General features: G+C 60.4%; 21 protein-coding genes and 1 pseudogene. 11 read left to right on the top strand and 11 right to left on the bottom strand.

Translation table 11 applies throughout. From position 1 onward, the window contains the following. Positions 1-19: 19 nt before the first annotated feature. The 6 genes from ATI02_RS31640 to ATI02_RS31610 form a co-directional block, all read right to left on the bottom strand. Positions 20-793 (bottom strand): enoyl-CoA hydratase, encoded by a 774-nt coding sequence (locus ATI02_RS31640; protein WP_095187194.1) that lies wholly within the window; start codon positions 791-793, stop codon positions 20-22. A gap of 15 nt (positions 794-808) precedes the next feature. Next, complete coding sequence (locus tag ATI02_RS31635) at positions 809-1,936, bottom strand: acyl-CoA dehydrogenase (protein WP_100848378.1); 1,128 nt, start codon at positions 1,934-1,936, stop codon at positions 809-811. Between the two features lie 140 nt (positions 1,937-2,076). Then, the gene (locus ATI02_RS31630) at positions 2,077-3,270 is read right to left on the bottom strand and encodes an acetyl-CoA C-acyltransferase (RefSeq protein ID WP_100848377.1); all 1,194 of its coding nucleotides are present in this window, start codon (positions 3,268-3,270) and stop codon (positions 2,077-2,079) included. A 12-nt stretch (positions 3,271-3,282) separates the two neighbouring features. Then, entirely contained in the window at positions 3,283-4,044 is a 762-nt protein-coding gene (locus ATI02_RS31625) for an SDR family NAD(P)-dependent oxidoreductase (RefSeq protein WP_100848376.1), read from the bottom strand. A gap of 16 nt (positions 4,045-4,060) precedes the next feature. Next, on the bottom strand, positions 4,061-5,725 hold the full coding sequence (locus ATI02_RS31620; protein ID WP_100848375.1) for an AMP-binding protein: 1,665 nt from the start codon (positions 5,723-5,725) through the stop codon (positions 4,061-4,063). A 304-nt stretch (positions 5,726-6,029) separates the two neighbouring features. Further along, a complete protein-coding gene (locus tag ATI02_RS31610) occupies positions 6,030-7,046 on the bottom strand; it encodes an AraC family transcriptional regulator (protein ID WP_100848373.1) in 1,017 nt (338 codons plus the stop codon). 282 nt (positions 7,047-7,328) lie between these two features. On the opposite strand from ATI02_RS31610, the gene efeU reads away from it, so the two are divergent. Genes efeU through efeO (ATI02_RS31590) form a run of 4 tightly spaced genes read left to right on the top strand, consistent with a single transcriptional unit; the run spans position 7,329 to position 11,550 of the window. Then, positions 7,329-8,174: an iron uptake transporter permease EfeU gene (gene efeU, locus ATI02_RS31605; RefSeq protein ID WP_100848372.1), complete on the top strand. Its 846-nt coding sequence runs from the start codon at positions 7,329-7,331 to the stop codon at positions 8,172-8,174. Positions 8,175-8,182: 8 nt separating this feature from the next. Then, complete coding sequence (gene efeO, locus ATI02_RS31600) at positions 8,183-9,382, top strand: iron uptake system protein EfeO (protein WP_100848371.1); 1,200 nt, start codon at positions 8,183-8,185, stop codon at positions 9,380-9,382. 17 nt (positions 9,383-9,399) lie between these two features. Continuing rightward, a complete protein-coding gene (gene efeB, locus ATI02_RS31595) occupies positions 9,400-10,698 on the top strand; it encodes an iron uptake transporter deferrochelatase/peroxidase subunit (RefSeq protein WP_100848370.1) in 1,299 nt (432 codons plus the stop codon). Between the two features lie 27 nt (positions 10,699-10,725). Beyond that, positions 10,726-11,550, top strand: coding sequence for an iron uptake system protein EfeO (gene efeO, locus ATI02_RS31590; RefSeq protein WP_095187203.1), 825 nt, complete (start codon positions 10,726-10,728; stop codon positions 11,548-11,550). 122 nt (positions 11,551-11,672) lie between these two features. Here efeO (ATI02_RS31590) and pssA read toward each other — a convergent pair whose 3' ends face one another. Continuing rightward, positions 11,673-13,016: a CDP-diacylglycerol--serine O-phosphatidyltransferase gene (gene pssA / locus ATI02_RS31585; protein ID WP_095187204.1), complete on the bottom strand. Its 1,344-nt coding sequence runs from the start codon at positions 13,014-13,016 to the stop codon at positions 11,673-11,675. A gap of 206 nt (positions 13,017-13,222) precedes the next feature. On the opposite strand from pssA, the gene ATI02_RS31580 reads away from it, so the two are divergent. The 3 genes from ATI02_RS31580 to ATI02_RS31570 all read left to right on the top strand — a co-directional run bounded on the left by ATI02_RS31580 (position 13,223) and on the right by ATI02_RS31570 (position 15,579). Further along, on the top strand, positions 13,223-13,786 hold the full coding sequence (locus tag ATI02_RS31580) for a TetR/AcrR family transcriptional regulator (RefSeq protein WP_095187205.1): 564 nt from the start codon (positions 13,223-13,225) through the stop codon (positions 13,784-13,786). Positions 13,787-13,842: 56 nt separating this feature from the next. After that, the gene (locus ATI02_RS31575; RefSeq protein ID WP_100848369.1) at positions 13,843-14,322 is read left to right on the top strand and encodes a nuclear transport factor 2 family protein; all 480 of its coding nucleotides are present in this window, start codon (positions 13,843-13,845) and stop codon (positions 14,320-14,322) included. Between the two features lie 477 nt (positions 14,323-14,799). After that, positions 14,800-15,579 carry a TSUP family transporter gene (locus ATI02_RS31570; RefSeq protein ID WP_095187207.1) on the top strand — a complete coding sequence of 260 codons (780 nt, stop codon included), beginning with the start codon at positions 14,800-14,802 and terminating at the stop codon, positions 15,577-15,579. Here the strand turns inward: ATI02_RS31570 and nudC are convergent. Together nudC and ATI02_RS31560 are read right to left on the bottom strand one after the other, a co-directional pair. After that, a complete protein-coding gene (nudC, locus tag ATI02_RS31565; protein WP_100848368.1) occupies positions 15,547-16,377 on the bottom strand; it encodes an NAD(+) diphosphatase in 831 nt (276 codons plus the stop codon). The two genes, ATI02_RS31570 and nudC, sit on opposite strands and share 33 nt — an antisense overlap. Positions 16,378-16,383: 6 nt before the next feature. Beyond that, positions 16,384-17,196 carry a crotonase/enoyl-CoA hydratase family protein gene (locus tag ATI02_RS31560; protein WP_100848367.1) on the bottom strand — a complete coding sequence of 271 codons (813 nt, stop codon included), beginning with the start codon at positions 17,194-17,196 and terminating at the stop codon, positions 16,384-16,386. Positions 17,197-17,474: 278 nt separating this feature from the next. Here ATI02_RS31560 and ATI02_RS31555 point away from each other — a divergent pair. From ATI02_RS31555 to pncA, 4 genes and pseudogenes are all read left to right on the top strand, one after another. Next, a pseudogene (locus ATI02_RS31555) lies at positions 17,475-18,000 on the top strand (tetratricopeptide repeat protein). 69 nt (positions 18,001-18,069) lie between these two features. Continuing rightward, complete coding sequence (locus ATI02_RS31550) at positions 18,070-18,546, top strand: RNA polymerase sigma factor (RefSeq protein WP_238156241.1); 477 nt, start codon at positions 18,070-18,072, stop codon at positions 18,544-18,546. Further along, positions 18,543-19,301 carry an anti-sigma factor family protein gene (locus tag ATI02_RS31545; RefSeq protein ID WP_100848365.1) on the top strand — a complete coding sequence of 253 codons (759 nt, stop codon included), beginning with the start codon at positions 18,543-18,545 and terminating at the stop codon, positions 19,299-19,301. The genes ATI02_RS31550 and ATI02_RS31545 overlap by 4 nt, the downstream gene beginning before the upstream one ends. A 52-nt stretch (positions 19,302-19,353) precedes the next feature. Beyond that, positions 19,354-19,980, top strand: a complete 627-nt coding sequence (gene pncA / locus ATI02_RS31540) for a bifunctional nicotinamidase/pyrazinamidase (RefSeq protein WP_095187213.1) — start codon at positions 19,354-19,356, stop codon at positions 19,978-19,980. 95 nt (positions 19,981-20,075) lie between these two features. Here the strand turns inward: pncA and ATI02_RS31535 are convergent, their stop codons facing one another. Together ATI02_RS31535 and ATI02_RS31530 are read right to left on the bottom strand one after the other, a co-directional pair. After that, positions 20,076-21,377 carry an ATP-binding protein gene (locus tag ATI02_RS31535; RefSeq protein ID WP_100848364.1) on the bottom strand — a complete coding sequence of 434 codons (1,302 nt, stop codon included), beginning with the start codon at positions 21,375-21,377 and terminating at the stop codon, positions 20,076-20,078. Between the two features lie 4 nt (positions 21,378-21,381). After that, positions 21,382-22,083: a response regulator gene (locus ATI02_RS31530; protein ID WP_095187215.1), complete on the bottom strand. Its 702-nt coding sequence runs from the start codon at positions 22,081-22,083 to the stop codon at positions 21,382-21,384. Positions 22,084-22,222: the final 139 nt, after the last annotated feature.

Genomic DNA, 22,222 nt, shown 5'->3' with positions numbered 1-22,222 from the left:
CGTCAGCCGGGGCGACGCATCACTTACCGGTAAACTCCGGCGCACGCTTGGCCACAAACGCCGCCATGCCTTCCTTCTGATCCTGCGTGGCAAACGCCGCATGGAACACCCGGCGCTCGAAGCGCACGCCTTCCGTCAAATTGACCTCAAACGCACGGTTCACACTTTCCTTGACCATCATCGCAATCGGCAGCGACTTGCTGGCGATTACTGCGGCCACCTTCAGCGCTTCATCGAGCAATTCATCACTCGGCACGATCCGCGCGACGATGCCACAACGTTCGGCTTCCACCGCATCAATCAAGCGCCCGCTCAGGCACATTTCCATGGCCTTGGCCTTGCCCACCGCACGGGTCAGGCGCTGGGTGCCGCCCATGCCCGGCAAGACGCCGAGGTTGATTTCCGGCTGGCCGAATTTGGCGTTGTCGCCGGCCAGAATGAAGTCGCACATCAACGCCAGCTCACAGCCGCCCCCCAGGGCGAAGCCGTTGACTGCAGCGATGATCGGCTTACGGCGGTTGGCCACACGATCGCTGTCGCTGAACAGATCATCCATGTAGATCTGCGGGTAAGTCAGGTCGGCCATTTCCTTGATGTCGGCACCGGCAGCGAAGGCTTTTTTTGAACCGGTGATGACGATGCAACCGATATTCGCATCGGCCTCCAGACCATCAAGCGCGGCGTTCACTTCGCTGACCAGTTGCGCATTCAGGGCGTTCAGCGCCTGCGGCCGGTTGAGGGTGATCAGGCCAACACGGCCGTGGGTTTCCAGCAGAATCGTTTCGTAAGTCATGAACAAAATTCCTTCTCAAAGATTGCGCGAAATAACCATGCGCTGAATATCACTGGTGCCTTCATAGATCTGGCAGACACGCACGTCGCGGTAGATGCGCTCCAGCGGGAAGTCGTTGAGGTAACCGTAACCGCCAAGGGTCTGCAACGCCATCGAGCAGACCTTCTCGGCCATTTCCGAGGCAAACAGCTTGGCCATGGAAGCCTCGACCAACGCCGGTTGGCCGCTGTCACGCAGGGCCGCTGCGTAATGCACCATCTGCCGGGCGACGGCGATTTGCGTGGCCATGTCGGCCAAACGAAAAGCCACAGCCTGGTGCTCAATGATCGGCTTGCCAAAGGTGTCGCGCTCGCGGGCGTAGTCACGCGCCGCTTCAAACGCGGCGCGGGCCATGCCCACCGCTTGCGAGGCGATGCCGACGCGCCCGCCTTCGAGGTTGGCCAGTGCAATCTTGTAACCTTCGCCCTCCTCGCCCAATCGGTTGGCCACCGGGACTTTGACGTCTTCGAAGAGGATCTGGCAGGTGTCCGAGGCGTGCTGGCCGAGTTTGTCTTCGACGCGAGCGACTTTGTAACCCGGCGAATCGGTCGGCACGATAAACGCGCTGATCCCGCGTTTGCCGGCACTCGGGTCGGTCACGGCAAATACGATCACGATCCCGGCGTTTTGCCCGGAGGTGATGAACTGTTTGCAGCCATTGAGCACGTAGTGATCGCCTTCAAGACGTGCGCGGGTTTTCAGGCTGCTGGCATCGGAACCGGCTTGTGGTTCGGTGAGGGCAAACGCGCCGAGCATCGCGCCGCTGGCCAGCGGCTTGAGAAAGCGCTCACGTTGGTCGTCATTGCCGAACTTGAGGATCGGCACGCAACCTACCGAGTTATGCACGCTCATGATCGTCGAGCAAGCGCCGTCGCCAGCGGCAATTTCTTCCAGGGCCATGGCGTAGGCCAGGTAGCCGGTGTCACACCCGCCCCACTGCTCCGGCACGAGCATGCCGAAGAAGCCCAGCTCGGCCATCTCGCCGATGGCCTCTTTCGGGAAGCGGTGCTCGCGATCCCACTCGGCGGCGAACGGCTTCAGGCGTTCCTCGGCAAACTGCCGGGCCATGTCGCGGATCTGGGTTTGGTCTTCGTTGGGAATCATGGTGAATCCTTAAATCCGGGTTACAACACAATCCTCTATGGGAGGGGGCTTGCTCCCGAAAGCGGTGTGTCATTCAGAAGTAATGTGACTGACACGGCCTCTTCGGGAGCAAGCCCCCTCCCACAGGGATCAGAGCGTGTTCAGTAGAGGCATTCCACGGCCATGGCCGTTGCCTCACCGCCGCCAATGCAGATCGCCGCAATCCCGCGTTTCATCTTTCTTTGGCGCAGGGCCGAGAGCAGTGTCACCACAATCCTTGCGCCCGAGGCGCCGATCGGATGGCCCAAGGCACAAGCGCCGCCGTGCACATTGAGCTTGTCGTGAGGAATTTCCAGGTGAGTCATCGCCGCCATACCGACCACAGCAAACGCTTCGTTAACCTCGAACAGATCAACGTCGCCCAGCGACCAACCGGTTTTCTTGATCAGCTTCTTGATCGCACCAATTGGCGCCACCGGGAACAGGCCCGGGGTATCTGCAAACGCGGCGTGGCCATGGATCACCGCCAGTGGTTTCAGACCGAGTTTTTGCGCCTGCGACTGACGCATCAGCACCAGCGCCGCTGCGCCGTCGGAGATCGAACTGGAGTTCGCCGCCGTCACCGTGCCACCTTCGCGGAACGCCGGTTTCAGCGAGGCAATCTTGTCCAGTTTGGCTTTCGGCGGCTGTTCATCATGGCTGATCAGTACCTGCTCTTTACCGACGGTCACGGTCAGCGGGACGATTTCGTCCTTGAAGCTACCGTCCTTGATCGCCTGCTGAGCGCGGGTGGTCGAGGCGATGGCAAACGCGTCCTGCGCTTCGCGGCTGAAATGGTTGGTTTCGGCGCAATCTTCGGCGAAAGTGCCCATCAGCCGACCCTTGTCGTAGGCGTCTTCGAGGCCGTCGAGGAACATCGAATCGAGCACACGGCCGTGGCCCATGCGATAGCCGGCGCGGGCACGATCCAGCAGATACGGTGAGTTGGACATGCTTTCCATACCACCGGCGATCACCACGTCGGCGCTGCCGGCGATCAGCATGTCGTGGGCCAGAATGGTGGTTTCCATGCCCGAGCCGCACATCTTGTTGACCGTGGTGCAGCGCGTCGATTTATCCAGACCGGCGCCCAGGGCCGCTTGCCGTGCCGGCGCCTGACCAAGGCCAGCGGGTAGTACACAACCGAACAGCACTTCATCAACCGAATCGCTGGCAACACCGGCGCGTTCAACCGCCGCTTTGATGGCGGCAGCGCCAAGCTGAGGCGCGGTGAGGCTTTTCAGTTCGCCCTGAAAGCCGCCCATCGGCGTGCGAACGGCGCTGACGATGACAATCGGATCGTTGGAAATAGTCATGACAAATCCTCCTTACTTGGCGGCCATGCGCAAGGCACCGTCGAGACGGATCACCTCACCGTTGAGCATGCTGTTTTCGATGATATGCCGAACCAGCGCAGCGTATTCGGCAGGCTTGCCCAGGCGCGGCGGGAACGGTACGCCGGCCGCCAGCGAGTCGCGCACTTCCGGGGTCATGCCGGCCATCATCGGGGTTTCGAAAATGCCCGGGGCGATGGTCATTACGCGGATGCCGAAACGTGCCAGCTCACGGGCGGCCGGCAGGGTCAGGCTGGCGATGGCACCTTTCGACGCCGAGTAGGCTGCCTGGCCAATCTGACCGTCGAACGCCGCCACCGAGGCGGTGTTGATGATCACGCCGCGCTCGCCGTCGGCATTGGCTTCGCTTTCGGCGATGGCCGCAGCGGCCAGACGCAGCATGTTGAAGCTGCCAATGAGGTTGACGTTGATCACCTGAGCAAAACTGGCCAGTGCGTGCGGGCCGTTTTTGCCGAGGATTTTTTCGCCACGGACGATGCCGGCGCAGTTGACCAGACCGTTGAGGCTACCGAACGCCTGGACAGTCGCTTGCACAGCGGCTTCGGCGGCGGCTTCGTTGCTGATGTCGGCGACGACGCTTTGCGCGCCCAGACGCTGGGCCTGAGCGGCCACCGCTTCGGCGTTCATGTCCACCAGCATCACTTTGGCGCCGGCATTCGCCAGCAATTCAGCGGTGGCCGCACCGAGGCCGGAGGCGCCGCCGGTGACGATAAAAACCTTGTTCTCGATCTGCATGACGGTTTCCTTGGGTTCACGCTGAAACGTTATGCGCCGCGGCCTCTTGAGCCTTGGCGATTTCCTGGTTGCGCAAGATAAAGCGCTGCAATTTGCCACTTGGGGTTTTGGGCAATTCGCTGACAAATTCGATTTCACGCGGGTAAGAATGCGCGGCGAGACGCTTGCGCACGTGCTGGCGCAGTTCTTCGGCCAGTTCCGGCGAAGCGCGGTACTGCGCGCTGAGCACGACGAAGGCTTTGACCAGTTCGGTGCGTTCCGGGTCCGGTTTGCCGACCACTGCCGCCTCGACCACGGCCGGGTGCTCAATCAGCGCGCTTTCGACGTCGAACGGGCCGACGCGATAGCCGGATGTGGTGATCACATCGTCGCTGCGGCCGACGAAGCTGATGCTGCCGTCCGGGTTCCATTCCACAGTGTCGCCGCTCAGGTAATAGTCGCCGACGAAGGCTTTGGTCGGCGCGCCTTCGTAACCACCGAACCAGCACATCGGCGACTTCGGCCGGTCGATGGCGAGGATGCCGGGCTGGCCGACACCGAGTTCGTTGTATTGGTCATCGAGTACGACGATGCGATGGCCCGGCGAAGCGAAACCGGCGGCGCCGATGTGAACCGGGTGGTCGATGCCGTGGTGGTTGCACAGAACCATGCCCAGTTCGGTCTGGCCGTAATGGTCGTGAATGACCACATCGAGGTTGTCGGCGAACCAGCGGATCACTTCCGGGTTCAGCGGCTCGCCGGCGCTGCTGACGATGCGCAGCTTGCCCTTGATCGATTTGGCGAACTCGTCACCGCCGGCAATCAGCAGACGGTAAGCAGTCGGCGAACCGGTGAGGTTGGTGATGCCATATTTGTTGATCACCCGGCAGGTGCTTTCGAGGGTAAACGGGCCATCGTAGAAGGTGATCGGGTGGCCCATCGACAACGGGCCGGTCACGCCGAAATAGATGCCGTAGGCCCAGCCCGGATCGGCGACATTCCAGAAAGCATCTTGCGGGCGTAGATCAACGGCATCGCGGGTGTAGCTCTGGAACGCGACGATGGCTTTGAGCGGCACCGACAGCGCTTTCGACGGACCGGTGGTGCCCGAGGTGAACATCAGCAGGAACGGGTCTTCGCCGGTCAGCAGCACCGGTTCGCAGGCATTGGAATAATTGGCCAGTTCGGCCCAGAAACTGAAATCGCCCCGGACAATGCCCTGGCCCTTGGCGCCGCCGACGGTGACCAGTGTCGGGCAGTTGGCGACCTCAGCAAGTTTGGGCCGGTTGACCGCGTCGGTCACCACCACTTTGGCGCCGGAACTGTTCAGGCGATGTTCGAGTGCCTTGGGGCCGAACGCGGTGAACAGCGGTTGATACACCGCGCCGATGCGCCAGGTGGCGAACACGGTGATGAGCAATTCGATGTTGCGCGGCAGCAGGCCGGCGACCTTGTCGCCCTTCTGCACGCCCTGAGCGAGGAGGAAATTGGCGAAACGCGCGGTTTTGTCCTGCAATTCATTGAAGGTGTACGAGGCACTGGCGCCATCGCGCCCTTCCCAGAACAGCGCGATGCGCCCCGGCAATGCATGGCGGTCGCAACATTCGACGCAGGCGTTGAGCGCTTCAAGCGTACCGCTGAGTGCGGCATCCACGGTGTGCTGATAGTTGAACTGTGCGGTGGCAGACAAGTAATCGCGCATTGCCAGAATCCCTCTGTGTTTTTATTAGGTTGGGGAACCGTAAACAACAGAGGGATAGTCGCGCTGAGCGGGGTTTGGGGCAATGGTCAAAGCCATCAAAGTGGCTGACTGGTTTGGCCAAGCTCTGCCACACCGATCGTTCCCACGCTCTGCGTGGGAATGCAGCCGCGGACGCTCTGCGTCCACTTCAGAACCGGAACGCGGAGCGTCCCTAGAGGCATTCCCACGCGGAGCGTGGGAACGATCATCACAGGGGGAATGCATTCCAAAATGTGGGAGCGGGCTTGCTCGCGAAGGCGTCAGTTCAGACAACCTCATTCAAAATCAGCGTCCGATAGTGGCCGGGATTGGACCCTGACCATTTGCGGAACGCCTTATAGAACGAACTGGCATCGGCAAATCCCAGCCGACTGGCAATCTCGACGAAACTGATCGAAGGCTCCGCCAGCCAGATAATTGCCAATTCCTTGCGCACACTGTCCTTGAGCCCTTGATACGTCTGCCCTTCCTCCGCCAAACGTCGGCGCAACGTCGAGGCCGACATGCACAGTTGCTGCGCCAGCGCCTCCGTTTCCGGCCACTGCTCCGCGGGTAACTGACGCAAATCCTGTTTGATCCGGCTGGCAAGGCTTTGCGGGTCGCGGTACTTGACCAGAATGTTGGCCGGCGCATGGGCCAGAAAGCGTTTCAATTCCTCGGCAGTGCGCTTGATCGGCAGATCCAGCACATCGGCGGCGAAGATCATCCGCGTGCGCGGTCGGTCGAACCGCAGGTTTTCCGAGAACATCACCCGGTAATCATCGGTGAAGTCCGGTTCCGGACAGCGCAACTCAATGGCCAGAATCGGAATCCGCCGCCCCGCCAGCCAACAGGCGACGCCGTGGACGATCATCCAGTACGTAAAATAGGTAAAGGCGCGTCGAGGTTCGGAGTCGTCCTCCAGCAGGACGATTTCCGCCAGACTTTGCTGGCGCACCAGTTGCGCCGGCAGGCGTTCGAGCATCAATGACAGGAAGCTCAGGCCAGTGCTCAAACCCGTCGCCAGCGTCGGTTGCGCCATGGCACTGCGGCAGAGGAACTCAAGGCTGCCCGACTTGAGCTTGCGCGGGTCCATGCCGAAAAACTCGTCATCGCTGCGTCGGGCCAGCAAACGCCAGAGTTTGGCGTACTGCGACGCCGGTACGCGGGCGTCCTCGGTTTGCAACAACGCCGGATCAATCCCGACCTTACCCAAGACTTCTTCCATTGCCACGCCCGGGGCACAACTTTGCAGCAGCGCTTCACGCACCAGTTGCACGGCGATGGTGTCTTTTTCCGACATGGAACTCGGTGATTCCTGTTGTTTTTGAGTGGCAGGCATCTTACCCCAAACCCGACACAGTTCCCTTGTGGGAGCGAGCCTGCTCGCGAAAACAGTGGCACAGGCAAAGAGATGTCACCTGATACGCCGCCTTCGCGAGCAGGCTCGCTCCCACAGGTATCTGTGCGGGGCAAAAAACAGGTTGTTCAGCTTGCGTTCAGGTTTATGTCAATGATTGTCATGTGAGAATGACTTTCATTATGTTACAACTTGTAACTCTGCAAATGACCTACTGGATGCCGAATGCTCGTTCCCTTTCTGATCATGCTGCGCGAAGGCATTGAAGCCGCGCTGATCGTTGGCATTATCGCCAGCTACCTGCAACAGACCGGCCGAGGCCAATGGATGCCAGCCGTGTGGATCGGTGTATTTCTCGCCGCAGCACTGGCGCTGCTGGTCGGTGGCGGTCTGGAACTGGTCAGTGCCGAGTTCCCGCAAAAACAGCAGGAACTGTTCGAAGGTATCGTCGGGCTGGTGGCCGTGGGGATTCTCAGCTCGATGGTGTTCTGGATGCGCAAGGTCGCACGCTCGATCAAGCATTCGCTACACGCCTCGCTGGACGAAGCCCTGACCTCTTCCAGACACCAGGTTATCGCGCTGATCGCCATGGTGTTCTTCGCCGTTGCTCGCGAAGGCCTGGAAACGGTGTTCTTCCTGCTCGCAGTGTTTCAGCAAAGCGAAGGCCCGGGTGCGCCGATCGGTGCCCTGCTCGGCCTGATTCTGGCCATCGTCGTCGGCTTCCTGATCTACACCGGCAGCATGCGCCTGAACCTTTCGGCCTTTTTCAAGTGGACCGGGCTGTTCATTCTGGTCGTGGCTGCCGGGATTCTCGCCAACTCGGTGCAGGCACTGCATGAAGCCGGGCTGTGGAATCACCTGCAAACCGTGCTGTTCGACGTCAGCGCGACGCTGCCGATGGATGGCCCGCTAGGCTCGGTGCTGGCCGGCATGTTCGGTTACCAGGATGCGCCAACCGTCAGCACCCTCGGCGCGTATCTGATCTACCTGGTGGTGGCACTGGTGATGTTTTTCCTCCCGGCGCCAGTGGCCAAACCCGCCGCGCAATCGAATTCCGTTTCCAGCCAATAAGGGCACCCATGTCAAAGCCTAATACCCCTCAGGCCTCGCCTCCCCGCGCCTTGCGCTGGGCGGTGGCCGGCTCGGTGGTCGTGATGATCGCCGCCGGTGGCCTGTTCTACTACGCCTCGCAACTGGCCGCGGCCAAACGTCAGCACAACCGCGACGAAGTGGTGGTCAACATTCATCCGGGCAGTTGCGAGCCCAATGCACTGACCGTACCCGCTGGCCGCGCCAGTTTCCGCATCGTCAACCGTTCCGAGCGCGCGGTGGAATGGGAAATCCTCGATGGTGTGCTGGTGGTCGAAGAGCGCGAGAATATTGCGCCGGGCCTGAGCCAGGTGATCAACGCCAACCTGCAACCCGGCGACTATGCGATCACGTGCGGCCTGCTGAGTAATCCGCGCGGCACTTTGCACGTGACACCGACGGCGGCCTCCGACGCTGCAGCCAAGGCCAAACCGTCGATGGTCGCCTTCGTCGGGCCGTTGTCGGAGTTCCGTGTGTACCTGGCCAGCCAGGGCAGCGTGCTGATCAAAGCCGTGACCGCGCTTGATCTGGCGATCGCCAGCGGCGACTTGAGCCAGGCGCAGGCGGCGTACCTGCCGGCGCGTGCGGCCTATCAGCGTCTGGCCCCGGCGGCGCAGCGTCTGGCTGAACTGGATAACAGCATCAATGCCCGCGCCGATTACTTCGAAAAACGCGAGCAGGATCCAGCCTTTGTCGGCTTCCACCGGATCGAATACGCGCTGTTCCAGCAACGCAAACTCGACGATCTCGCGCCCGCGTCTCAGCGCCTGCTGACCGACGTCACCACACTTAAACAGCAATTGCTCGCCCAATCGCTGCCTCCGGAGCAACTGGTCAACATCGTCGTGCGCAACCTCAACACCCTCGCCGACGTCCGCGCTGCCAGCGGTGAAGAAGAACGCTACAGCCACAGCGACCTCAACGGTTTCGCCGCCAACCTGCAAACCGCGCACAAAGTTGTCGATCTGCTCAGACCGATGCTGAGCAAATCCGCCGCCGAGCTGTTGCCGTCAATCGATCAGGCGTTGGCAGACTTCGACACCCGACTGAACAGCTTCAAGGTCAAGGACGGCTACGCCAGCTACGACAGCGTCAGCGGCGAACAACGCAAGCAGATCGCCGACAAGGCCCAGGCCCTGGCGAATGCGCTTGATGGAATCGACCCAGCCCTCGGCCTCTCCGGCCTGTAAGCAGAAGACGAGTACCGATGAACGATTCAGAACAACTCAACTTGCAACGTCGCCGCGTGCTGATGGGCATGGGTGCTGCCGGTATGGCACTGGCCGGATCAGCCCTGAGCTGCCCGGCCATGGCCGCCGCAAAGGCGCAAGTCACCGAAGCGCCAAGCAGCGACAAAACCGAAGACCGCCACGACTTCCACGGCGTGCATCAAACCGGCATCGTCACCCCGCGCCCGGCGTCGGGCATGCTGGTGTCGTTCGACGTACTGGCCAGTGATCGCGAAGACCTGGAGCGGCTGTTCCGCACGCTCAACGAGCGCATCGCGTTCCTGATGAAGGGTGGTCCGGTCGCACAGATCGATCCGAAGCTGCCGCCGCCGGACTCCGGCATCCTCGGCCCGCTGGTCACCCCGGACAACCTGACCATCACCGTATCGGTGGGCGAGTCGTTGTTCGATGAGCGTTTCGGTCTGGCCGATGCCAAACCCAAGCGCCTGATCCGTATGGTCGGTTTCCCCAACGATGCGCTGGATGCCGATTGCTGCCACGGCGACCTGAGTTTGCAGTTCTGCTCCAACACCGCCGACACCAACATTCATGCCCTGCGCGACATCGTGAAAAACCTGCCGGACTTGCTGTTGGTGCGTTGGAAACAGGAAGGCAGCGTACCGCCGCAGGCCCCGACAAAACCCGGTGTGCCGGCGCAGTCGGCGCGCAACTTCCTCGGTTTCCGTGATGGTTCGGCAAACCCGGATTCCAACGACGCCAAGGCCATGGATCGTCTGGTCTGGGTACAACCGGGCAGCGACGAACCGGCCTGGGCCGCGCACGGCAGTTATCAAGCGGTGCGGATCATCCGCAACTTCGTCGAGCGCTGGGATCGCACGCCACTGCAAGAGCAGGAAAGCATCCTCGGCCGGGTCAAAACTACCGGCGCACCGATGGGTGGCAGTCACGAAAGCGAAGTGCCGGATTACAGCAAAGACCCTGAAGGCAAGCTGACCAAACTCGATGCACACATCCGCCTGGCCAATCCGCGTACTGCCGCGAGCCAGGCCAACCTGATCCTGCGTCGGCCGTTCAACTACTCCAACGGCGTCAACAAGAACGGCCAGCTCGACATGGGCCTGCTGTTCATCTGTTACCAGGCCGACCTGGAAAAAGGCTTCATCACCGTGCAGAACCGCCTCAACGGCGAACCGCTTGAGGAATACCTCAAACCGGTCGGCGGTGGTTACTTCTTCACCCTTCCGGGGGTCACGGGCGACAAGGACTTCATCGGTCGCTCGCTGCTCAACGCCACACCACCGAAAACAACGGCATAAAACAATCCCGACTCTGGAGCCACCCCTATGAAAAAGACGCCACTCGCGTTACTGCTGACCCTTGGCTTGCTCAATACCCCGCTGTCGGCATTCGCTGCGACCGCGCCGCTGGATCTGGTCGGGCCGGTGTCGGACTACAAGATCTATGTCACCGAACAGCTCGATGAACTGGCCAGCCACACCCAGCAGTTCACCGACGCGGTGAAGAAAGGCGATCTGGCCACCGCGCAAAAGCTCTACGCGCCGACCCGCGTCTTTTACGAGTCGATCGAGCCGATTGCCGAGCTGTTCAGTGATCTCGATGCGTCCATCGACTCCCGTGTCGACGACCACGAAAAAGGCGTGAAAGCTGAAGACTTCACCGGTTTTCACCGCATCGAATATTCGCTGTTCTCGGAAAAGAGTACCCAAGGCCTGGACGCACTGGCAGATGGCTTGAACAAAGACGTCAAAGACCTGCAAACCCGCGTCTCCGGCCTGACCTTCCCGCCGGAGAAAGTGGTGGGCGGCGCTGCTGCGCTGCTGGAAGAAGTCGCCGCGACCAAGATCTCCGGCGAGGAAGATCGCTACAGCCACACCGACCTCTACGACTTCCAGGGCAACATCGACGGCGCGAAGAAAATCGTTGATTTGTTCCGCCCGCAGATCGAGCAGCAGGACAAGGCGTTTGTAGCGAAGGTCGACAAAAACTTCGCCACGGTGAACAAGGTTTTGGCCAAGTACAAGACCAAGGACGGTGGCTTTGAAACGTATGACAAGGTCAAGGATAACGACCGCAAGGCGCTGGTTGGGCCGGTGAATACGTTGGCGGAAGACTTGTCCACGTTGCGTGGCAAGTTGGGGCTGAACTAAGACTGTGTAGCATCCAGGCGGGCCCCTTCGCGAGCAAGCCCGCTCCCACATGGAAATGCATTCCAACTGTGGGAGCGGGCTTGCTCGCGAAGGCCTTATCAGCCGCAATACATAATTCTGATTTAGAGAATTCGGTACAGCAACCGCTCGATCCGCACCCGACTCACGCGCTTGAGAAACTTCGCCACCCCGCTCGGGTATTCCGGCAGCGTCTCCAGGCTGTTGAAACTGTCGATCCGCAGGGTATGGCGGAAGATCTCCTCCAGCTCCTTGGCCCGAGGTTCCAGCCATTCTCCCTTCGGGTCATCAATCAACAGTGCGTTTTCCAGATCGAGACGGAACGCCCGTGGATTGAGGTTGTTGCCGGTCAGCAAGGTATAGCGCTGATCGACCCACATGCCCTTGAGGTGATAGGTGTTGTCGCCATCACGCCACAGATGCAGGTTCAACTGACCGCTGTCGATGTTGCGCTGATGCCGCTTGGCGAAACGGCGCAGACTGATCTCGTACAAGTACGGCAGCGCGGCGATCACCTTGAACGGCTCACTCGGCGGGATGTAGAAGTCGTTGGCGGTCTTGTCGCCGACCACGATGTCGATCTTCACCCCACGGGCCAGGGCGCGGTTGATCTCGCGGATCACCCCCAGCGGCAGGTTGAAGTACGGCGTGCAGATGGTCAGCTGCGTTTGCGCACTGGCGATCAATTCAAGAATTGCCCGGTTCAACGGGTTGTTCTTGCCCACACCCAATAATGGGCTGACCGACAAACCTTCTCGGGCGGTGGTGCCGGCGCTGGTGTCATAGGTCGCGTATTTGAGACGGCTGCGCAGATCGCCGATGTCGTTACGCAGGCTGCGCGTGGTCGGCAGATTAGGCAGATCGAGGCGGTGCACCGCTTTCGATTCGATCAGACCATGCTTGACCAGGTGATGCATCGAGTCCGCCAGCTCAGGGCTGTGCAGCACGTGATAGCGGTCGAACCGGTATTTGTCGAACTTGTGCAGATAGACGTTGTTCAGGCTCGCGCCGCTGTAGACCACGCAATTGTCGATCACGAATCCCTTCAAATGCAGAACGCCGAACAATTCACGGGTCTGCACCGGTACGCCGTACACCGGCACTTCGCTCTCGTGAGTGCGGGTCATTTCCTGATACCACGCCGAGTTGCCCGGCTGCTTGCCGGCGCCGATCAGACCGCGCTGGGCACGCAACCAGTCGACCACCACAGCGATTTCAAGCTCGGGACGCTTGAGTTTGGCGGCGTGCAAGGCATCGAGAATTTCCTGACCGGCTTCGTCTTGCTGCAAATAGAGCGCAACGATGTAGATGCGCTGGGTCGCCGTGGCGATTTTCTCCAGCAGGCTACGACGGAACTCGGCGGCGCCGGACAGAATGGTCACGGCCTCGGCGGTCAGCGGAAAGCTGCGCAGTTTGGGCAGCAGAGAACGTTTGAAAAGCAACGGCATAGGGCTCGCAATGGGTCGAATCCGAAGAACCCGAGAGCTTACACCATCGCATCCTTCGGGTCTTGTTAGTGTCTGTAAAGCCCCCTTCGCGAGCAAGCCCGCTCCCACATTTGAAATGCGTTTTCCTGTGGGAGCGAGCCTGCTCGCGAAAGCCATTTCGAAATCAATGCTTGACCAAGGAGAACAATCGTTCTACTTTTTCACCCATGAACGAAATCACTAGCAACGACACACGCGACATCATCCTCGATGTCACCGAAAAACTGATCTACAAAAGTGGCATCGCTGCCACCAGTATGGATCTCCTGGTGAAAACCGCCGGCGTCTCGAGAAAAAGCATTTACCGTTATTTTGCGGATAAAGACCAACTGGTCGCCGCCGCCCTGCAACGCCGCGACATCCGCTGGATGCACTGGTACCGCAACGCCGTCGATCAGGCCGAAACCCCGGCCGATCGCCTGCTCAACCTGTTTACCGTACTCAAGGGCTGGTTCGCTTCGGAGGGTTTCCGTGGCTGTGCCTTCATCAACACCAGCGGCGAAACCGGCGATCCACAGGACCCGGTGCGCCAGGTCGCCAAAGACCACAAACAGAAACTGCTCGACTACGTGTGCGAGCTGAGTACCGAACATGGCGCCGAGGACCCGCAACTGCTGGCCAAACAGTTGCTGATTCTGATTGATGGTGCCATTACCGTAGCGCTTGTGATGGGTGACCACAGTGCCGCTGATAATGCGCAATGCATGGCGCGTAAGTTATTGGACCTGTAACGCCCTAATAAGCCTGACCCGTTGTTTAAATGTTGAATTTTATCGGGAGACTGAACATGTCTGCTGCAGCCCAGGCACGTCCGCCATTACCACCCTTCAACCGTGAATCGGCGATCGAGAAAGTTCGCTTGGCCGAAGACGGCTGGAACTCTCGCGACCCGGAAAGGGTGTCGCTGGCTTACACCCTCGACACCCAGTGGCGCAACCGCGCCGAATTCGCCAGTAACCGCGAAGAAGCCAAAGCCTTTCTGACCCGTAAATGGGCCAAGGAGCTGGATTACCGTTTGATCAAGGAACTCTGGGCGTATTCCGACACACGCATTGCCGTGCGTTACGCCTATGAATGGCATGACGATTCAGGCAACTGGTTCCGTTCCTACGGCAACGAAAACTGGGAGTTCGACGAAAACGGCCTGATGTTCCAGCGCTATGCGTGCATCAACGATATGCCAATCAAGGAAAGCGAACGCAAGTTCCACTGGCCGCTGGGCCGGCGTCCGGATGATCACCCAAGCCTGTCTGACCTGGGCTTGTAGCCAACACAGATCCTATTGTGGGAGCGGGCTTGCTCGCGAAGGCGTCGTGTCAGCTAACCTTTATGTCACTGTCACACCACTTTCGCGAGCAAGCCCGCTCCCACAGTGGATAGTGTTTCAGCCTCAAGTTCGCAAACGAGCGGCAACACGCGCTTGCCTCTTCTTCGGTATCACGGGCAAGGCCCGGTTTTATTGATTTTCAGGGTAATCAGGGTGCTTTGCTGGAGGGTGTTTTGTCGGCTGGGTGTTGGGGGGGGGGCAACAGTTGATTGTTGGTGCCTGAGCGGGCCCCATCGCTGGCAAGCCAGCGCCCACAGGTTTTCGTACTGATCGCAACATCTGCGTTCACTGCAACGCCTTGTGGGAGCGGGCTTGCCAGCGATGGCATCAGACGGGTCGCCGCAACACTTGGAAATGAGTAACATGACCGCCCTCCCCGCAGCTCATGTTCTGCGCCCTGCCGAATAAGCCGATTCCATGCCTTTCGAACTCAGCGTTGACCTCACCACCCTGGCCATTCTGGCCCTTGTAGCGTTCGTTGCCGGTTTCATCGACGCCATCGCTGGCGGTGGCGGTCTGTTGACCACCCCGGCCCTGCTGACGGCCGGCCTGCCGCCGCATCTGGTGCTGGGCACCAACAAACTCAGTTCGACCTTCGGCTCGGCGACCGCCAGTTTCACCTTCTACCGGCGCAAGCTGTTCCATCCCCGGCAGTGGGTTCACGCGATCGTCGGCACGCTGGTCGGCGCACTCACCGGTGCCATCGTCGCGCACTATCTACCAGCAGAATGGCTGAACAAAATGCTCCCGGTGATCGTCTTCGCCTGTGGCCTGTACCTGCTGTTCGGTGGCACGCCAAAAGCGCCGTTGGACAGCGACGCTCCGATCAAAAAGAAATGGCAATCGACCCAAGGCTTCAGCCTCGGTTTCTACGACGGCGTGGCCGGCCCCGGCACGGGCGCGTTCTGGACCGTCAGCAGCCTGCTGCTCTACCCGATCGATCTGGTCAAGGCCAGCGGCGTGGCGCGCAGCATGAACTTCGTCAGCAACATTGCGGCGCTGTCGGTGTTCGTGTTTTCCGGGCAAGTGGACTGGATCATCGGCCTGAGCATGGGCCTGTCGGTAATGGTCGGCGCATTCTTCGGGGCGCGCACCGCAATCAGCGGCGGCGCCAAGTTCATACGCCCGGTGTTCATCACTGTGGTGCTGGGGCTGACCGTGCGCCTAGCCTGGCAACACTGGTTCAGCGTGGCCTAAGCGCCGCGCCACGTAGACGTCGATCAGGTAACGGGCAATCGATTTTGCCGCCGGCAACGGCGGCAGATCGTGCACGTTGAACCACTGGGCGTCTTCGATCTCGTCTTCCTGACAGACAATCTCGCCGCCGGCGTATTCGGCATGGAAGCCCAGCATCATCGAATGCGGGAACGGCCAGCACTGGCTGCCCAGGTACTGAATGTTCTTCACCTCGATCTGCACTTCCTCGCGCACTTCACGAATCAGGCAATCCTCCGCCGACTCGCCCGGCTCGGCGAACCCGGCCAGCGTGCTATAGACGCCAGTGACGAAGCGCGGTGAGCGCGCCAGCAAGATTTCGTCGCCACGGGTAATCAGCACGATCATGCTCGGCGAAATGCGCGGATAACTGCGCATGTCGCACGGCTGGCAATACATCGCCCGCTCGCGCGGCACCTGCGTCATGGCCTGGCCGCAATTACCGCAGAAGCGGTGCTCGCGAGCCCAGGTGCCAATCTGCGCGGCGTAACCCAGCACTTTGTAGATCGTCTGATCGCCATCGAGCATGAACGCCCGCAAGCCTTTCCAGTTGCAGCCCGGCACGTCGCTGGAACTGCGCAACTCCAGCAGGTACACCGGTTCACCATCAAGATGGCCGATGCCGTGCTCGGCCAGGACTGACAAGTCCTGGCGCTTGAGCCATTCGCGCGGGAACAGCGCGCCGTTGTCATCGAACAGAAAGCCTTCGGGGCTGCGCGCCACGGCCCAGCGGCCGGGTTGATCGGTGTCCAGTACTGCAGTGGTCCAGCGAGATGTCATGGTTTCTCAATCCAGAAATTCGGGTTTCTGTTTGCTCATATGGGCGGCCATGGCCACGCGCAAGTCGGTGGATTGCAACATGGCGGCGTTCCAGGTGGCAACATATTCGAGGCCGTCGTCGATGCGATGGTCGCGCATGTAGCTGATCATTTCCTTGGTACCGGTGACCGCAATCGGCGACTTCGAGGCGATGTCGCGAGCAATGTCCAGCACGCCTTCGAGCAGTGCGTCCTTGTCGCTGTAGACACGATTGACCAGGCCGATGCTGCGCGCTTCTTCAGCGCCGAAGGTGCGACCGGTGTAAGCCAGTTCACGCAGCATGCCGTCACCGATGATCCGTGGCAACCGTTGCAAAGTGCCAACATCGGCGGCCATGCCGATATCGATTTCCTTGATCGAGAACTGCGCGTCTTCGGCGGCATAGCGCATGTCACAGGCCGCGATCAGGTCGATAGCGCCGCCCAGGCAGTAACCCTGAATGGCGGCGATGACCGGTTTGCGGCAATGGTCGACGGCGTTGAACGAGGCTTGCAGGGTCAGGATCTTTTTGCGCAGCAGGCACGCGTTGCGGCCGACATCCTTGCCCAGCTCATTGGCCACGCCGGCGAGCATCATCAGGTCGATGCCGGAGGAAAAGTGTTTACCGTTGCCGCTCAGTACCACCACCCGCACCGCATCGGTGTCGTCGATCCACTGGAAAATCTCGACGATCTCGCTCCAGAACGCGGCGTTCATCGAGTTGATCTTTTCCGGGCGATTGATCTGCACATGAGCGATGTTGTCGACCAGTTCGACGCTGAAGGCAGTGTATTGGGACATGGCAGTGATCCTTTACCGGGCTTGAAATGAGGCCCGAACTATAACAAGGCAGCACGGCGGTGGTTCGGCCAAAAGCAGGACTGACTTAAAGTTGCGTGATTGGGGAGAGAGGCGGCGGACGATCACCGGCATCGCCGTGGAATTTACGCTTACCTTGAGCAGTCTCTGAAAAGAGCAATGAATAAATGTTCAGTCTGTGGTGTTAGCAATACAAAGCGCTGCATGTTGCCGTGGCGTGATTGGGACTGATACGCGACATTCACTCTGGAGCCTTGCCCATGACTACCCGTTCCGTTATGTTCGCCGCCCCGTTGTTGCTGGTGGTCGCCATGTCCAGTCACCTGGCCTTCGCCAATGGCGATGAAGACGCGCCGGTGCAGAAACCCGAAGGGCCAGGTCTGGGACAGCAAATCGCAAAAATGCGTGCTGCAAACCAGCAGTCAGTTGCCCGATGCCGACCGCACCGACTACGCCTACCGCTTGGCCAAGGCCGGTCGCTACGAAGAAGCGCTGGCCCTGCTCGACACGCTGCACCAGCCGAACACCGCCAAGGCCCTCAATTATCGCGGTTATGCCACGCGCAAACTGGGGCGTGCCGACGAGGGCATCGGCTATTACCTGCAATCGGTGAAACTCGATCCGCAGTACGCGCAAGTGCGTAAATACCTCGGCGAGGCCTATGTGATCAAAGGCCGCGTCGACCTGGCGCAGGAACAGTTGCTGAAAATCAAATCGATTTGCGGCACCGCCTGCGAGGAATACCAGGACCTGGCCGAAGCCATCAACGATTCATCGAAAACCTGACCATCAACGGAGGCCATCATCGTTAGCGAGCAGGCATTCAGAGCAGAACTGGCACAGCACCTGGCGCGTTTGTGGCGCTACGGTCTGCTGCTATCGCGCAATCGGCACGTGGCCGAGGATCTGGTGCAGGCGACGTGCGTGCGTGCGCTGGAACGTTCAGCTCAATACATCGCCGGCACGCGCATTGACCGCTGGCTGTTGAGTATTTTGCATTCGATCTGGCTCAACGAGGTACGTGCGCGTCGGGTGCGTCACGGCTCGGGCCAGGTCGATGCCGACGGCCCACTGATGTTCGACGGTGAATATGCTGCGCAGACGCATGTCATGGCTGCGCAGGTGATTCGCAGGGTCGACGCGCTGCCTGAAACCCAGCGCGAAACCGTGTACCTGGCTTATGTCGAAGGCCTGTCCTACCGCGAAGTCGCCGAAATCCTGCAAGTGCCGATCGGCACGGTGATGAGTCGTCTGGCCACGGCGCGCCTGAAACTTGCCGAATATCCCCCCTTGCAAGCCGTCCCGAAAACCACCGGAGGTGACCGTCCATGAACACGCCTTCGGACGAACAACTGGTTGCGTATCTGGACGACGAACTGGCCGTGGAGCAACGCCAGCAGATCGACAGCGCCATCGCCGACGATCCGCTACTCAGCCTGCGCGTGCAGTGGCTGCGCCGCAGCAGCCTGCCGTTCCGCAAGGCCTATGACGAACTGGCACAACAAGCACCGCTTGATCGCCTGCAAGCGCGCCTCGATGCGGTGCCTTCACCCGAGCGTCCGGGCCTGAGCCGACGCTGGTTCATCGGCGGCGCAGCGGCAGCGCTGGTGGCCGGCGGCGTGCTGGCCGACCGTTTGTTCCTCCGCTGGCAGGCGCAGCAAGCACATAACTGGCGCGCTCTGGTCGGCGATTACATGGCGCTCTATGTACCGCAGACGCTTGAGCATTTGCCCACCGACGAGGCTGCCCATCGGGCCCAACTGCGCACCATCGATGCACGCCTGGGGTTAAACCTGTCACCTGCCGGTCTGAAACTGCCCGGTGCCGAACTCAAACGCGCACAGATGCTCGAGTACGACGGCGTGCCGATCGCGCAGATTGTTTACCTGGATGCCAGACATGGGCCATTGGCGCTGTGCGTGACCCGTTCCAACAGTGGCAGTCGGCCGTTGACCCATGAGCAGCGCCATGAGATGAACGTGGTGTATTGGACCGAACGCGAACATGCATGGATGCTGATCGGGCATGACGCCGCCGTGGAGCTGGAAGCCAAAGCGAAATTGTTGAGAAGTCGTTTAACCGCATGAAAAAAACGCCTCTATTCTGGCCATGTGACTTTTCCAAGGAGGTTTGCCTGCGATGCCTATTTCGTCCCGCGCTGCATTACTGGTCATCGATGTTCAAAACGACTTCATCCCCGGCGGCCAATTGCCGGTGCCTGAGGGCGACTTGATTGTGCCATTGATCAACCGCCTCGCCCGCCAGTTCAAACAGGTCGTCATTGCCCAGGACTGGCACCCGAAAGGTCATGCCTCGTTCGCCTCCAGCCATCCCGGCCGGCAACCCTACGACTTCATTCAACTGCCCTACGGCGAGCAGATACTCTGGCCCGACCACTGCGTGCAAGCCACCGCCGGCGCCGAATTTCACCCCGAACTGGACCTGCCCCACGCGCAACTGGTCATCCGCAAGGGTTGCAACCCGGACATCGACAGCTATTCGGCCTTCCTCGAAGCCGACCGCCAGACCACCACCGGGCTGGCCGGTTATCTGAGCGAGCGTGGCATCGACACGGTTTACATGGTGGGCCTGGCGCTGGATTTCTGCGTGATGTACTCGGCGCTGGACGCGCGGGCGGCGGGATTCAATGCATTCGTCGTGCTGGATGCGTGCCGGGCGATTGATCTCGACGGCTCGTGGGCCGCAGCAATTGATCGAATGCAAGGGGCCGGCGTCGGTTTGATTCAATCTTCCGAACTGATCTGAAGCAGCCTCCTTGCGCAGGAGCTGCGGCACGCTGCGAATTTTTGATCCTGATTTTAAGATCACAACGTGCCGCAGCGCCTGCAAGGGTTGGATTCTCAGGCGGCGGTCGGCAACCACAGCCTGAAACGTGCGCCCCCCAGCGGCGACGCTTCAACCGTCAACGTCCCACCCTGTGCCTCCAGCGCCCGTCGACTGATCGCCAACCCCAAGCCAAAACCACCCGTAGCCCGGTCACGGCTGCGATCCAGCCGATAAAACGGTTCGAAGATCCGCTCGCGTTCATCATCAGGAATGCCGATGCCATCATCGTCGACCCAGATTTCACAGCCGTCGGCATTGACCTGCACACCAATCTGAATGCGTTTTTCGCAATAGCGCATGGCATTGCGCAGCAGGTTCTGAATCGCGCGGGCGGTCAGGCGTGGGTCCAGTGCAAAGCGTTCGAGTTGGCCGTGCAGCAACACGTCGATGACGATATCCGGCGACTCCAGCTCTTCATCAACGCTACCCAGAATGCTGTCGATGAACTCGTCCAGCGAGACGTCGACTTGCTCCGGCAGTTGCGCCGGGTTCTGCAAGCGGCTGTACGACAGCAGCTCCAGCACCAGTTCATCGAGCTCGCGAATGTGCGCGACCAGGCCCTGCAAACGCTCGCGACTGGCCGCCGGCAGGTCGTCGGACAAGGCCAGAGCCAGGCCAAAATCCAGACGTGTCAGCGGCGTGCGCAGTTCGTGCGAAACCGCATTGAGCAGGTCGCGCTGTTGATTCAACAGGCTCTCGATGTCACCCGCCATGGTGTCGAAGACATTGGCCAGACTGCCGATGTTCGAGCTCGGGGCGATTTTCGTGCGTTCGCTCAAATGGCCTTTGCCAAAGCGTTCGGCAGTCCCTTTGAGGCGTTCCAGATCGCGCCAGTGCGGACGGATCCATAGCAGCAGGCAGGCGAGCATGGTCGCGCCGATCAGCACGTTGATGCTCCAGTACAACAAATTGACGTCCATCGGGTCCGGTGGCACGACCATTTGCACGGCCATGTCATCGTTCAGCGGTGCCACCGCCAGCGTTCGCCAACCCCAGTCGCCGATACGCACGACATTTTCGCCGCGCCGCAGCCGCTGTTGTTCGGCCGGGGTGAACTCGGCATCGTCAATCCGCGCCAGGACGATGTGCAGCGGCTGGAAGTCCTTGTCCATCGACTCCGCCAATGCTGGCCATTGCTCTCGCGGCGCGGCATGAAACTGCCGGGTGATCAGCGATTGCAGGCCGCGCGAGTAATCGAGGTTATAGGTAATGAAGCGATCCCTGAACGCCATGACCACCAGGTCCGGCACCAGGTAAATGGCCGCGCTGTAGGAAACAATCGTGACCAGGTACAGGCGAAAAAGGATTCTGAACATCGACTCAGCATTCCCACTCGGAACGGCTGAACAGATAACCCTTGCCCCACACGGTTTTGATCTTGCGTGCTTCGCCGGCGTGGTCGTCGAACTTGCGCCGCAACTTGGAGATCGCCACGTCCACCGAGCGGTCGGTGCCATTGAACTCGATACCGCGCAGGCGCTGCAGAATCTGATCGCGGCTCAGCACTTCACCGGCATGCCGGGCCAGCACCACCAGCAAATTGTATTCGCCACTGGATAGCTCAACCGGTTGCTCACGCCAGGTCACGGTGCGCTCGGACAGATCGATGCACAGATTGCCCATGACGATGCGGTCATTGACGGTCAGTGGTTCACCCAGGCTGCTGCGCCGTAAGAGGGTCCGCACCCGGGCCAGCAACACCCGCGGCTCGCAGGGTTTGGTGACGTAATCGTCGGCGCCCATCTCCAGGCCCAGCACTTGATCGTGGCTGTCATCGCGGGCAGTGAGCATCAGGATCGGCAGCGTCGCCGAGTCGGCGCGCAGCAGGCGACAGACTTGCAGACCGTCGAGGCCCGGCAGCATCAGATCGAGAATCACCAGATCCGGCGGGCTGACTCGCGCCCGCTCGCGCACGTGGTCGCCACGGCCAATCACGTTGACGGAATAACCATTGCGCTCAAGGTAGCTGGAAATCAGTTCGGCGAGGGCGGTGTCGTCTTCGACCAGAAGGATGTTGGGCATGGGTGATCCAGAAAGTGCTGTGGCGACGGGTCGGGCCTCATCGCGGGCAAGCCCGCTCCCACCGGGATTGGATGTGAACACGGATTTTGTGAACACCACCAACCACTGTGGGAGCGGGCTTGCCCGCGATAGCGGTTTA

The organism is Pseudomonas baetica (genome assembly GCF_002813455.1).
GTDB lineage: Bacteria > Pseudomonadota > Gammaproteobacteria > Pseudomonadales > Pseudomonadaceae > Aquipseudomonas > Aquipseudomonas baetica.
Note: the sequence above shows the minus strand (reverse complement) of the source record. Positions and strands in the feature narration are given on the sequence as shown.

What these genes read in the sequence shown, in the direction of transcription:
- ATI02_RS31620 (WP_100848375.1), bottom strand. Translation starts at nt 5,725, where the DNA reads ATGCGCGATTACTTGTCTGCCACCGCACAGTTCAACTATCAGCACACC.
- ATI02_RS31640 (WP_095187194.1), bottom strand. Translation starts at nt 793, where the DNA reads ATGACTTACGAAACGATTCTGCTGGAAACCCACGGCCGTGTTGGCCTG.
- ATI02_RS31580 (WP_095187205.1), top strand. Translation starts at nt 13,223, where the DNA reads ATGAACGAAATCACTAGCAACGACACACGCGACATCATCCTCGATGTC.
- nudC (WP_100848368.1), bottom strand. Translation starts at nt 16,377, where the DNA reads ATGACATCTCGCTGGACCACTGCAGTACTGGACACCGATCAACCCGGC.
- efeU (WP_100848372.1), top strand. Translation starts at nt 7,329, where the DNA reads ATGCTCGTTCCCTTTCTGATCATGCTGCGCGAAGGCATTGAAGCCGCG.
- ATI02_RS31570 (WP_095187207.1), top strand. Translation starts at nt 14,800, where the DNA reads ATGCCTTTCGAACTCAGCGTTGACCTCACCACCCTGGCCATTCTGGCC.
- ATI02_RS31635 (WP_100848378.1), bottom strand. Translation starts at nt 1,936, where the DNA reads ATGATTCCCAACGAAGACCAAACCCAGATCCGCGACATGGCCCGGCAG.
- pncA (WP_095187213.1), top strand. Translation starts at nt 19,354, where the DNA reads ATGCCTATTTCGTCCCGCGCTGCATTACTGGTCATCGATGTTCAAAAC.
- ATI02_RS31560 (WP_100848367.1), bottom strand. Translation starts at nt 17,196, where the DNA reads ATGTCCCAATACACTGCCTTCAGCGTCGAACTGGTCGACAACATCGCT.
- ATI02_RS31530 (WP_095187215.1), bottom strand. Translation starts at nt 22,083, where the DNA reads ATGCCCAACATCCTTCTGGTCGAAGACGACACCGCCCTCGCCGAACTG.
- ATI02_RS31610 (WP_100848373.1), bottom strand. Translation starts at nt 7,046, where the DNA reads ATGTCGGAAAAAGACACCATCGCCGTGCAACTGGTGCGTGAAGCGCTG.
- efeO (WP_100848371.1), top strand. Translation starts at nt 8,183, where the DNA reads ATGTCAAAGCCTAATACCCCTCAGGCCTCGCCTCCCCGCGCCTTGCGC.
- ATI02_RS31625 (WP_100848376.1), bottom strand. Translation starts at nt 4,044, where the DNA reads ATGCAGATCGAGAACAAGGTTTTTATCGTCACCGGCGGCGCCTCCGGC.
- efeO (WP_095187203.1), top strand. Translation starts at nt 10,726, where the DNA reads ATGAAAAAGACGCCACTCGCGTTACTGCTGACCCTTGGCTTGCTCAAT.
- ATI02_RS31630 (WP_100848377.1), bottom strand. Translation starts at nt 3,270, where the DNA reads ATGACTATTTCCAACGATCCGATTGTCATCGTCAGCGCCGTTCGCACG.
- ATI02_RS31575 (WP_100848369.1), top strand. Translation starts at nt 13,843, where the DNA reads ATGTCTGCTGCAGCCCAGGCACGTCCGCCATTACCACCCTTCAACCGT.
- pssA (WP_095187204.1), bottom strand. Translation starts at nt 13,016, where the DNA reads ATGCCGTTGCTTTTCAAACGTTCTCTGCTGCCCAAACTGCGCAGCTTT.
- ATI02_RS31535 (WP_100848364.1), bottom strand. Translation starts at nt 21,377, where the DNA reads ATGTTCAGAATCCTTTTTCGCCTGTACCTGGTCACGATTGTTTCCTAC.
- efeB (WP_100848370.1), top strand. Translation starts at nt 9,400, where the DNA reads ATGAACGATTCAGAACAACTCAACTTGCAACGTCGCCGCGTGCTGATG.
- ATI02_RS31545 (WP_100848365.1), top strand. Translation starts at nt 18,543, where the DNA reads ATGAACACGCCTTCGGACGAACAACTGGTTGCGTATCTGGACGACGAA.